Consider the following 11,124-nt stretch of genomic DNA (forward strand, 5'->3'; position numbering starts at 1 on the left):
CGTGGACCAAGGTCGCGGACCTTAGCCGTGTGCCTGATAGTCCGGATGCTCGGCTTGCAGGCGCGCGAGCCTGGTCAGTGGGTCCTGGCGATAAAACAGCTGTAGCTGCTGATAGACCTGTGGATAAGTGACGTGCAGCAAATCCGGGGCGCTGAAGAAGTATTCGCTGGTGACCGCGAAGAACTCCGCCGGGTTTTCTGCGGCGTAGGGGTCGATCGGCGTGTCGGCATCAGGGTGGTGGTCGAGTTGGCGGTTGAGATCGTCGTAGGCGTGTTGCATCGCCCTGGCCCAGTCACTGACCCGCATGTCACTGTGCAGCGGCGGCAAGCCGTTGGCGTCGCCATTGAGCATGTCGAGCTTGTGCGCCAGCTCATGGATGACCAGGTTGTAGCCTTCCCAGCCTCCGCTGGTCATGACCCCCGGCCAGGCCAGGATGATCGGGCCCTGCTGCCAGGCTTCACCGCTGTGCTCGCCATCCCACTCGTGCTCGACACCGCTGGCATCGCGATGACGCTGGGGGCTTATAAAGTCATCGGGATAGAGCACGATTTCATGAAAGCCCTGGTACCAGTTCAAGTCCCCCAGGTGCAGTAACGGTAATTGGGCCTGGGCGGCGAGCAGCAGGCGCTGTTCCTGATGCAGCTCGACGCCGGGCAGGCAGGTCAGGTGCTTGTCTTGCAGGAAGAGCACGGAGGATTCGCGCAGCCACTGATCTTCGGCCTCGCTCAGGCCGTCGAGAAAACGCAGGTGCTGGCGTACTCGCTGCCAGGTGTCATCGGTCACGGGGTGCTTGGCCAGTGTGCGCTGGCGACGCCAGGTGCTGAGGAGTCCCATGGGTGGTTAGCGCGACTGGGCTTTGGAACTCGAAGCGCCAAGGCGGCTGCGAATGACACCAATGATCATCGGCACCAGGGACAGCAGGATGATGCCCACCACCAGCAACGACAGGTTTTGCTTGATGAACGGTACGTTGCCGAAGAAGTAGCCTAGGGTGACAAGACCGCCAACCCACAGCAGGGTGCCGAACACGCTGAACGCAAAGAAGCGTGGGTAAGGCATTTTTGCGACGCCGGCGACGAAGGGTGCGAAGGTCCGGATGATCGGCATAAAACGGGCCAGGGTCACGGTCTTGCCACCGTGCCGGTCATAGAAGTCGTGGGTTTGTTGCAGGTAATCCCGGCGGAAGATTTTCGAGTCCGGATTACTGAACAGTTTTTCGCCCACCGTTCGACCGATGACATAGTTGGTACTGTCCCCGAGTATCGCCGCGAGCATCAGCAGGCCGGCCAGCAGAACCGGGTCCATGCCACCACCGGCCGCGACGGCGCCGGCGATGAACAACAGCGAATCGCCCGGCAGGAACGGCATGACCACCAGGCCGGTTTCGCAAAAGATCACCAGAAACAGAATGGCGTAGATCCATGGCCCGTAATTGGTCACCAGCAAATCGAGGTAAACGTCGAGATGCAGGATAAGGTCGATCGGGTTGAAATCCATGGAGGGCACCTGGGTAGCGGCCAGGCTCGGCAAGCCTGTGCGGAAAGTCTGGAAAGTAAGGATACAGGGCTGTGGATTATTTCTTACGGCCCATAGATGCCCAAATTATACGGACAGAAGAGTGAAAAGCGTGTGGAGTTTGTAGCGAGGGATTACGAGGTGAAGGGTGAAGGCGCGTGATGTGTTGCATGGCCCCATGTGGCAAGGGGGCAAGCCCCTACGCCACAGTAACCCGTTTCACCGTGGAGTATCAGAGTTCGTCGCTGATCGGCAATACGTAGTTCTTGAACTCGGTATCTTCGCGAAAGCCGATGGACTCGTAGGTTTTGCGCGCCACTTCATTGTTGCTGCTGGTGGACACCCGCATACGGACGGCCTGGGTTTCCTTGGCCATTTTCTTCGCGGTGCGCATCAGGTTGTCGGCGACCAGTTGGCGGCGCGCGTCTTCGGCGACATAGATGTCATTGAGGATCCATACGCGCTTGAGAGACAGGGAGGAAAAACTCGGGTACAGCTGGCAAAAGCCCAGCAGTCGGTTGTCCTCATCATCGGGCAGGGCCAGGTAGATGACCGATTCCTTGCGTCGTAGTCGCTTTTCCAGAAAGGCCCTGGAGGAGTCTGGATAAGGGAGCGAGCCATAAAACTCGCGGTATTTGACGAACAGGGGCGTCAATAGATCCAGGTGCTCGAGGGTGGCTTGAATAATCCGCATGCTAGGCCTCAACTTGAATGTAGATATGACGGCAGTTTCCAGTGGATTTGGCGGCAATCGGCTCAAGACTCGGGCAGCCGTTCGTCGACTCTGCCTCAAAGCGGAACTAAAACGCAATGCGGATTCGGCTCACGCATTCAGCGGACTTAGTAGGAAGTTTCCTTTGATAGTGGCGTCATTTTTCGACTCGAGAGTCTGCACCTGGGCCTCGTCTTTCAGATGGACGCCCGATAGCTGTCGCCGACATGCCTCGCGCATCAGGTACAGCAAGCGGTGTGCGGCCATGCCATAGCTCAAGCCCTCCAGCCGCACGTTGGAAATGCAGTTGCGATAGGCATCGGTCAGGCCGACTTTTGGATTATAGGTGAAATATAAACCAAGGCTGTCGGGCGAGCTGAGGCCCGGGCGCTCTCCGATCAGGATCACCACCATCTTGGCGCCCAGCCGTTCGCCGATTTCATCGGCCACGGCAACGCGGCCCTGTTCCACCAGAATTACCGGTGACAACGACCAGCCTTCGGCCTGCGTTTGCTCCTCCATGCGCGCCAGAAACGGCAGGGTGTGTCGATGCACGGCCAATGCCGACAGGCCGTCCGCCACCACCACCGCCAAATCAACGCCCCCAGGCGTGTTCAAGGCATGTTCGCGCAGTTTTTGCGCGGATTCATCGCTGAGTTTGCGGCCCAGGTCCGGGCGTTGCAGGTAGCTGTGGCGATCGGTGGCGGCGCTGTGCAGCAGCAAGCTGTCGCGTCCGCGTTCGGCCAATTGGGCGCGCAATCCTGCAGAGTCGAAGGGCAGGTGTACGGCATCGCGGGCTTGCGCGTGGGCGTACTGAAAGTCCAACTGAGCGCCGGTCGGCAGACTGGTGCCGGTGCGTCCCAGGGCGATGCGCGCCGGTGTCAGGCGACGCAGTTCCTGTAACGGGTTTTGCGGATCCAGGGGTCGTTTGTCCATTAGCACGTCACTCATCCCAATTGCCCCATGGCCTGGCGGAAGGCCGGTGGCAGGCCGTTGCCGAAGTGAACCTTGCCGTCGCCCTGGGTGAAAATACCCATTTTTGCCAGCCACGCCTCGAACTCCGGTGCCGGCTTCAGGCCTAGGGTCTGGCGCGCGTAGAGGGCATCGTGAAACGAGGTGGTCTGGTAGTTGAGCATGATGTCATCGGAGCCGGGAATGCCCATGATGAAGTTGATGCCGGCCACGCCCAGCAGGGTCAACAGGGTGTCCATGTCATCCTGGTCCGCTTCGGCGTGGTTGGTGTAGCAGATGTCACAGCCCATCGGCACGCCCAGCAACTTGCCGCAGAAGTGATCTTCCAGGCCGGCGCGAATGATCTGTTTGCCGTTGTACAGGTATTCGGGGCCTATAAAGCCGACCACGGTGTTGACCAGGAATGGCTTGAAGTGCCGGGCCACGGCATAGGCACGGGTCTCGCAGGTTTGCTGGTCGATGCCATGGTGGGCGTTGGCCGACAGCGCGCTGCCCTGACCGGTTTCGAAGTACATCAGATTCTGTCCCAGAGTACCGCGATTGAGGCTCAACCCCGCGTCATAGCCTTCCTGCAACAGGCTCAGGCTGATGCCGAAACTGGCGTTGGCCGCCTCGGTGCCGGCGATCGACTGGAACACCAGGTCCAGCGGCACCCCCCGGTTGATCGCCTCGATGGAGGTGGTGACGTGGGTCAGTACGCAGGCCTGGGTCGGAATCTCGTAGCGCTGGATGACCGCATCGAGCATTTCCAGCATCGCGCAGATCGACGCGATGCTGTCGGTGGCTGGGTTGATGCCGATCATCGCGTCGCCATTGCCGTACAGCAGGCCGTCGAGAATGCTCGCGGCGATGCCGGCCGGCTCGTCGGTGGGGTGGTTGGGTTGCAGGCGGGTCGACAGGCGTCCGCGCAGGCCCAGGGTGCCGCGAAATTGCGTGACGACCCGGATCTTCTGCGCCACCAGCACCAGATCCTGCACGCGCATGATCTTGGAGACCGCCGCGGCCATTTCCGGCGTCAAGCCGGGAGCCAGTGCCCGCAGGCTGTGCTCGTCGGCAGCGTCGCTGAGCAGCCAGTCGCGAAAGCCGCCGACGGTGAGGTGGCTGACGGTGGCAAACGCGGCGGCGTCGTGGGTGTCGATGATCAGTCGGGTGACTTCATCGGCTTCATAAGGGATCAGCGCTTCTTGCAGGAAATGCTTGAGCGGGATGTCGGCCAACGTCATTTGCGCCGCCACCCGCTCGCCATCGTTCTGTGCGGCAACGCCGGCCAGGAAGTCCCCGGAGCGCGCCGGACTGGCCTTGGCCATCACGTCCTTGAGGTCGTCGAAGCGGTGGGTCTGGGCGCCGACGCTATGGGAAAAACGTGCCATCTCTGTCTCCGTTTCAAATAGGAAAGTGCGCTGCCCAGTGCTGGCGATTCCTCAGAATGCCACGCCCTGCGTCGTCAACGCACCTCAATGCAGCAGGACTCAGGCCGTTGCCTTGATGCCGTTCGGGGCGATGGTCTCGGGTACAGGCAGGCCGAGGTACTCGCCTTCGGCGATGATCCCGGCTGCGCGGTCTTGTGCTTCCAGTTGCAAGGCCTTGGGTACCGACAGCCAGTACGCCAGACCCACGGCAATGAAACCTGCACTTATCTTGCCAATCAGCACCGGCAGGATGATGGTGGGCTGGAAGTTGGCGGTGAAGGACAGGTGGTCGCCCAGCAGGAAGGCCGCGCACACGCCAAAGGCAATGTTGATCACCTTGTCTTTTGGCGGCATGAAACGCACCAGGCGGAACATGGCCAGGATGTTGGCGATAGTCGCCAGCATGCCGGCACTGCCGACGGCGCTCAGGCCGATCTTGCTGCCCAGGCTTTCCAGCGGTTTGCCCAGGTATTTGCGCAGCAGGTAGACCATCGGGAAGGCACCGGCCAGCATGATGCCGATGTAACCGGCGGTCTCCAGGGCGCGGGTCTGGTCTTCGGCGTCGGCGATGATCGGGTGGAACCCCCAGCTGCCGAACACCAGGGTGAACACCCCGGTGAAGTACTCGACGATGGAGAACACCAGCACCAGTTTGATCGCCGCGTCCAGGGTGCGGCCGAAGATGATGAAGCCCTTGATCATCATGTCCGGCAAAAAGCGTAGGCCCAGGGCCAAGGCCACCACGAAAATCAGGATCGGCAGCAGGTTGGCGAAGATGCTACCCAGGCCCAGTGCCAGTTGATAGGTGGCTTCGCCGTTGGTGGACACCAGGTCCCGTACCAGCGGGTTACTGAACGCGAGGATGACGCTGGCGATCAACACGCCCAGCGGAATAGTCAAAATACCCGACATGATGCCCAGGGCCATGTATTTGTGGTCACGTTTGTCGAGCATCGCCAGGCCCATGGGGATCGAGAACACGATGGTCGCGCCGCCCATGAAACCGGTGATCAGCGCCATCACCAGCGCTTCTTTGCTGGCGGCCAGGGCCGAGGCCAGGTGATAGCCGCCCATGTCCGAGGCGATGATCATGGTCGCCGCCAACGCCGGGTCGGCGCCCAGGGAGCTGAAAAACGGGCCGAATGCTTTTTCGATGATCACGGTCAGGTAGGGGATGGAGGCCATGATGCCCGCCGCCGGCACGAAGATGTGGCCCGTGGCGTGGATGCCTTCCATGAATTCTTTACCAAGCCCTTCATCGCTGTTGTAAATCGCCGCGAAGGCACCGAGTACGGCGCAGAGCATGATGAGATAGAGCACGTAATTGCCGATCTGATCCATTGCGTTGTCCTTTCTTATTGTTGTTTTTTAAAGCGCGGATGTTGTGTGCACGATTGACGCAGTACGGTTTGGGAGTTTCTTGTTGCAACATTGCATTCGGCCGCTGATGGGCGCCGAATCCGATGCGAGAGTGAGTAGGGGGCTGATGGCAAAGCGCCTCCCGGCGACCGAAGCCGCCGGGAGGATCGATCAGAAGAAGCCCAGCGGGTTGATGTCGTAGCTCACCAGCAGGTTTTTGGTCTGCTGATAGTGATCGAGCATCATTTTGTGGGTCTCACGGCCGACGCCGGACTTCTTGTAACCGCCGAACGCGGCGTGCGCCGGGTACAGGTGGTAGCAGTTGGTCCACACACGGCCGGCCTTGATGGCGCGGCCCATGCGGTAGGCGCGGTTGATGTCGCGGGTCCAGAGGCCGGCGCCCAGGCCGAACTCGGTGTCGTTGGCGATGGCCAGGGCTTCGGCTTCGTCCTTGAAGGTGGTGATGCTCACCACCGGGCCGAAGATTTCTTCCTGGAACACACGCATTTTGTTGGTGCCCTTGAGCAGGGTCGGCTGGATGTAATACCCGCTCGCCAGGTTGCCCTCGAGTTTTTCCACCTTGCCGCCGGTCAGCAGTTCAGCGCCTTCGCCCTTGGCGATTTCCAGGTACGAGAGGATTTTGTCGAACTGCTGCTCGGACGCCTGGGCGCCGACCATGGTGTCGGTGTCCAGCGGATCGCCACGTTTGATTTGCAGGACCTTGTTCATGACCACTTTCATGAACTCGTCGTAGATCGACTCTTGCACCAGGGCACGGGACGGGCAGGTGCAGACTTCGCCCTGGTTGAAGAACGCCAGCACCAGGCCTTCGGCGGCTTTTTCAATGAAGGCCGGCTCGGCCTGCATGATGTCGGCGAAGAAGATGTTCGGCGATTTGCCGCCCAGTTCCACGGTGGATGGAATGATGTTTTCGGCAGCGCATTTCATGATGTGCGAGCCGACCGGCGTCGAGCCGGTAAAGGCGATTTTGGCGATGCGCTTGCTGGTGGCCAGGGCTTCGCCGGCTTCTTTGCCGAACCCTTGCACCACGTTCAGCACGCCGGGTGGCAGCAGGTCGCCGATCAGCTCCAGCAGCACGGTAATTCCCAGCGGCGTTTGCTCGGCGGGCTTGAGTACAACGCAGTTGCCGGCCGCCAGGGCCGGAGCCAGTTTCCAGGCAGCCATCAGGATCGGGAAGTTCCACGGGATGATCTGCCCGACCACGCCCAGGGGTTCATGGATGTGATAGGCCACGGTGTTGCCGTCGATTTCTGCGGCGCTGCCTTCCTGGGCCCGCAGGCAACCGGCGAAGTAGCGGAAATGGTCCGCGGCCAGCGGGATGTCGGCGTTGAGGGTCTCGCGCACGGCTTTGCCGTTGTCCCAGCTTTCGGTGATTGCCAGGACTTCCAGGTTCTGTTCGATGCGGTCGGCAATTTTCAGCAGCACCAGCGAGCGCGCCTGGGCAGAAGTGCTGCCCCAGGCCTCGGCGGCTGCGTGGGCAGCGTCCAGGGCCTTTTCGATGTCTTCGGCCGTGGAACGGGGGAATTCGGCAATCGGTTGGCCGTTGACCGGCGAGGTGTTGGTGAAGTACTGGCCTTTGACAGGCGCGACGAACTCGCCGCCGATGTAGTTACCGTATTTGCTCTTGAACGAAACGATAGCGCCTGCAGTACCGGGGTGAGCGTAACGCATGATGAGTGTCTCCTTGGCTTTTGTGCTTATAAGGGAGTACGCGCAATAAGCGCTTGTATAAGCGTAGAGCAAAGGTCGGGCCACTGCGCTGCAGGTCAGGTAAATCAAGGGGTTGCGTGATTGTTGAAAGCGCTGTCTTCAGGGCCTGTGACGGATGCGGTACAAGGCCTGTGACACTTTGTACCGCTTGTGGCACAGCCTGTGACTGGCAGGTCAGGCCGGCATTGCAATACGGGTGAGGCTGGAGGATGCTGGGCGTCACCTCACACAAGGCCTTCCAGCCCCGGGGAGAACAATAAGAAATGCACGACAACCATTTGAGTCGCCACGCCCGGCAAGTCCTGACGGTCACCCAAGGCAAGCACCAGTTGCATGGGCCGGGCAGTGATCCGTCCATTGCCCGTTCGTGGCTGCGTTGCCTTGAGGACTATCACCTCGACCCGGCCCTGACCATGGCACCGACGGTGCTTGAACACGGTCGCGTGCTTGAGAGTCGTGAACGCCTACAGCAAGTGCTGCACATCGCCGGCGGCGAAATGACCAGCTTGCATCAGCAATTGTCCGGGGCCGGCCACGCGGTGCTCCTGACCGACGCCCGCGGGGTCATCCTCAACTGCGTCACGGCGCCCGCCGAACGCAAGATCTTCGAGCGCGCCGGTCTCTGGCTGGGCGCCGACTGGAGTGAGGCCTGCGAAGGCACCAATGGCATCGGCACCTGCCTGGTGGAGCGCCAGGCGCTGACCATTCACCAGGATGAACACTTTCGCGGTCGCCATACGGGCCTGACCTGCTCGGCAAGCCCGGTGTTCGATCCCCATGGCGAACTGCTGGCGGTGCTCGACGTGTCGTCGGCGCGCCACGATGTCTCGCGACAGAGCCAGTTCCACACCATGGCGCTGGTCAACCTTTCGGCGAAGATGATCGAGAGCTGCTACTTCCTGCGCTATTTCGACAACCAGTGGTTACTGCGTTTTCACTTGCAAGCCGAGTCCGTGGGATTGTTCAGTGAAGGGCTGCTGGCGTTCGATGGGGAAGGGCGGATCAGCGCGGTCAACCAGAGTGCACTGAACCTGTTGGGGCATATTCGCGGCGGGCTGCTGGGCAAGCCGGTGGAGGCTTTTTTCGACTGCTCACTGGATGATCTGTTGGGCCGGGCGAGCGCCAATGCCAGTGCCAGTTGGCCGTTGCGCACCCGCGACGGGCGGCATCTGTTTGCCGTGGTGCGAGGGCAGGCGCGCCGTGCTCCGGTGCCGGTGATGCCGGCAGCGGTGGCCTCTGAACGTTCGGCGTTGTCGGGTATTTGTCTGGGCGACGAAGGCTTGCAGGCGGACTTTCGCAAAGCCTTGCGGGTGTTTGAGCGCGATGTGCCGCTGCTGATCAATGGCGAAACCGGTTCCGGCAAGGAAGCGTTCGCCAAAGCCGTGCATCAGGCCAGTCAGCGTGCCGAAAAAGCCTTCGTCGCCCTCAACTGCGCAGCCATCCCTGAAAGCCTGATCGAGAGCGAGCTGTTCGGTTATCGCGGCGGCAGCTTTACCGGTGCGCGCAAAGAGGGCATGCGCGGCAAGTTGCAGCAGGCCGATGGCGGTACCTTGTTCCTCGATGAAATCGGCGACATGCCCCTGGCCTTGCAGACCCGGTTGTTACGGGTGCTGGAAGACCGCCAGGTGGTCCCGGTCGGGGGGGAGCCGGAATCGATCAATGTGCGGATCATCAGTGCGACCCACCGAGATCTGCTGGGGCGGGTGCAGGACGGCAGCTTCCGCGAGGACCTGTATTACCGGCTCAATGGACTGGAAGTCGCGCTGCCGGCATTGCGCGAGCGAACGGACAAATCCCTGTTGCTCGATTTCCTGCTGGCCGAAGAAGCAGGGGGTGAAGGGGTCGTGATCGAGGCCACGGCGCGCCAGGCCCTGCTGGGATTTGACTGGCCAGGCAACGTGCGCCAGCTGCGCAACGTGTTAAGGACCTTGGCGGCCTTGTGTGAGGACGGGCGAATCAGGGTGGAGGACTTGCCGGCAATCATCCGTCAGGTCCGGCCCGCGGTGGCGCTGGTCGCCGAGGCACTGTCGGAGCATCCACTGGACGATGCCGAGCGCCAGGCCCTGCTCAATGCCCTGGAGCAACAGCGCTGGCACATGACCCACACCGCTGAACAGTTGGGGGTCAGTCGTAACACGCTCTATAGAAAGCTGCGTAAGCATGGGATTACGCGGTAGAGAGTACGGCCTTGAATAACACTGAGCGACAGTTGCTCAGCGAAAGAATATGTCCGGGAGGTCATCAAATAGGTCATCGTCAAAGTCCATGGCCTTCTGATACTCCCTTTGCGCCTTGAGCCAGGCTTTCAGGGTTTTGGGGTCCTTCAGTTCTTCACACAGGATGCTCAGCTCTTCGGTGTCGATGAGTAGCGTCTTGAGTTGATATTGGTACTTGCCAGACAGATTCCGAGGAGTCACCTCATCGAACGGGTCGAGGTTGAATTGCTGTTTGAACGCCCGCTCCTGGGCAATCACCTCCTGCTGCAACTCGTTGAGCTGCTCGGTGAGTATCTGGTTGTAGTGCTTGAGCCGGTCGGCGGAAAGTGTGCCGAGGGTGTCCGCGTCGATGTGCTCTATTTCCAACTGCAGGTGCAATAGTTCAAGCAGGTTCCGTTCGCTATAGGCGTGGTTGGCACGTTGCATCAGCACGGTCTTGCGTTCGCGCTCGTCGGGATCGGTTTCTCGGTCAGGGTGTAGGGCGCTGGCCAGCTTGCGGTAAACTTCGCGCACAGATTGGCTGGCTTGGGCGGCCTCTGCTTCCTCGCGCAGTTGGCGCGCGGTTTTTTTACCCGGTTTTTGTTGCTGTGCCGTTTGCTCGGTTTGTTGCCGCTCGTAGATTTTTTGCGCAATGTCATCAGCAGACTTCATGTCGATATCGTCGTCCAGCTCAACGCCGAATATCTCTTGCAGTCCCTGTTTCAATAGCTCGTCTTCTTCTCGTTCATCGGCATCGAAGTCACGGCCGCTGTGTTTGTTGTACAGCGTCTTGAGGGTGGCCTCTTCCTCATCGTTGCAACTGTCGCTATCGATCAATGAGAAGGCTTGGGCGCAAATCTCCTGAGTCAATGTCTTGCGGTCGGCTTTCGAGAGCTTGGTCCGTTCGCTGAGGTCATCAAGGACATGCAGGAGCTCAAGAGTCTGTTGATGAAGTTTGTCGAGTTGGGGGGTGAACTCAGAGTGCCAGCGTTCGATATAAAGCGGGGTTGAGGCTTCCCATGCCTGGAGAATCTGACTCTGTTTTTCGATCTTTTTGACAAGCCCGTTGAATTTTCGTTGCCCAGCGGACAGTTTTTTCGTTCCTGAGTCAGGTGCGATGCTGAGCTGAGTAGTGTCGTTATTCATGAGAGGGCTCAAGATGATCATCCCCAAAAAAGTAGAGGCAGTATTATCACGGTTGATCGTGCCAAATTGTGTTGCCGTATAGCGC

9 protein-coding genes are annotated in these 11,124 nt (G+C 60.2%); 1 reads left to right on the forward strand and 8 read right to left on the reverse strand.

The genetic code is table 11. The features are described from left to right. Window positions 1-21: 21 nt before the first annotated feature. From CKW07_RS13665 to CKW07_RS13695, 7 genes are all read right to left on the reverse strand, one after another. Window positions 22-834 carry a zinc-dependent peptidase gene (locus tag CKW07_RS13665; protein ID WP_095145378.1) on the reverse strand — a complete coding sequence of 271 codons (813 nt, stop codon included), beginning with the start codon at window positions 832-834 and terminating at the stop codon, window positions 22-24. A gap of 6 nt (window positions 835-840) precedes the next feature. Beyond that, window positions 841-1,497, reverse strand: a complete 657-nt coding sequence (locus CKW07_RS13670) for a DedA family protein (RefSeq protein WP_095145379.1) — start codon at window positions 1,495-1,497, stop codon at window positions 841-843. A 250-nt stretch (window positions 1,498-1,747) separates the two neighbouring features. Beyond that, the gene (locus CKW07_RS13675; protein ID WP_095080534.1) at window positions 1,748-2,209 is read right to left on the reverse strand and encodes an N-acetyltransferase; all 462 of its coding nucleotides are present in this window, start codon (window positions 2,207-2,209) and stop codon (window positions 1,748-1,750) included. Between the two features lie 129 nt (window positions 2,210-2,338). Then, window positions 2,339-3,163, reverse strand: coding sequence for an ethanolamine ammonia-lyase subunit EutC (eutC, locus tag CKW07_RS13680; protein ID WP_095145380.1), 825 nt, complete (start codon window positions 3,161-3,163; stop codon window positions 2,339-2,341). Window positions 3,164-3,174: 11 nt separating this feature from the next. Next, window positions 3,175-4,569, reverse strand: coding sequence for an ethanolamine ammonia-lyase subunit EutB (locus CKW07_RS13685; protein ID WP_095145381.1), 1,395 nt, complete (start codon window positions 4,567-4,569; stop codon window positions 3,175-3,177). A 99-nt stretch (window positions 4,570-4,668) separates the two neighbouring features. Then, window positions 4,669-5,949 (reverse strand): ethanolamine utilization protein EutH, encoded by a 1,281-nt coding sequence (eutH, locus tag CKW07_RS13690; RefSeq protein ID WP_095145382.1) that lies wholly within the window; start codon window positions 5,947-5,949, stop codon window positions 4,669-4,671. A 189-nt stretch (window positions 5,950-6,138) separates the two neighbouring features. Then, a complete protein-coding gene (locus CKW07_RS13695) occupies window positions 6,139-7,659 on the reverse strand; it encodes an aldehyde dehydrogenase family protein (RefSeq protein WP_095145383.1) in 1,521 nt (506 codons plus the stop codon). A gap of 302 nt (window positions 7,660-7,961) precedes the next feature. Here CKW07_RS13695 and CKW07_RS13700 point away from each other — a divergent pair, with 302 nt between their 5' ends. Then, window positions 7,962-9,875, forward strand: a complete 1,914-nt coding sequence (locus tag CKW07_RS13700; protein WP_095145384.1) for a sigma-54-dependent Fis family transcriptional regulator — start codon at window positions 7,962-7,964, stop codon at window positions 9,873-9,875. Window positions 9,876-9,911: 36 nt separating this feature from the next. On the opposite strand, the gene CKW07_RS13705 is transcribed toward CKW07_RS13700, so the two are convergent. After that, window positions 9,912-11,039, reverse strand: a complete 1,128-nt coding sequence (locus tag CKW07_RS13705) for a molecular chaperone DnaJ (protein ID WP_095145385.1) — start codon at window positions 11,037-11,039, stop codon at window positions 9,912-9,914. Window positions 11,040-11,124: the final 85 nt, after the last annotated feature.

The organism is Pseudomonas sp. Irchel s3b6 (genome assembly GCF_900187415.1).
GTDB lineage: Bacteria > Pseudomonadota > Gammaproteobacteria > Pseudomonadales > Pseudomonadaceae > Aquipseudomonas.